At 66.8% G+C, this 250-nt stretch carries 1 protein-coding gene; it reads right to left on the bottom strand.

Translation table 11 applies throughout. From position 1 onward, the window contains the following. Positions 1-250 (bottom strand): hypothetical protein (locus Q4528_RS15080; RefSeq protein ID WP_303522502.1); only part of this gene is annotated, 250 nt, incomplete at both ends.

Genomic DNA, 250 nt, shown 5'->3' with positions numbered 1-250 from the left:
GGACTTTGCCGCGGTGAACTCGTTGGCCAGCGTGGCATAGGCACACGGCTCGGCGCGCGTCTTCTTCTGCCACGTGGCGGCCTTGATGTCCGCGTAGAGCACGTCCAACGCGGACGGGTCGCACGCCATCTCGGCATCGTTGAGGCGCAGCAGGAACCCACCGGCCAGCTGGTCGTCGGTGATGGCGGGATGCGTGGCAGGCGCTGGCGTCTCCTTGCGCTGTGGAACCTCATCATGGACAACCTCGGCC

It is taken from the genome of Staphylococcus pasteuri (genome assembly GCF_030547725.1).
Lineage (GTDB): Bacteria > Bacillota > Bacilli > Staphylococcales > Staphylococcaceae > Staphylococcus > Staphylococcus pasteuri.
Note: the sequence above shows the minus strand (reverse complement) of the source record. Positions and strands in the feature narration are given on the sequence as shown.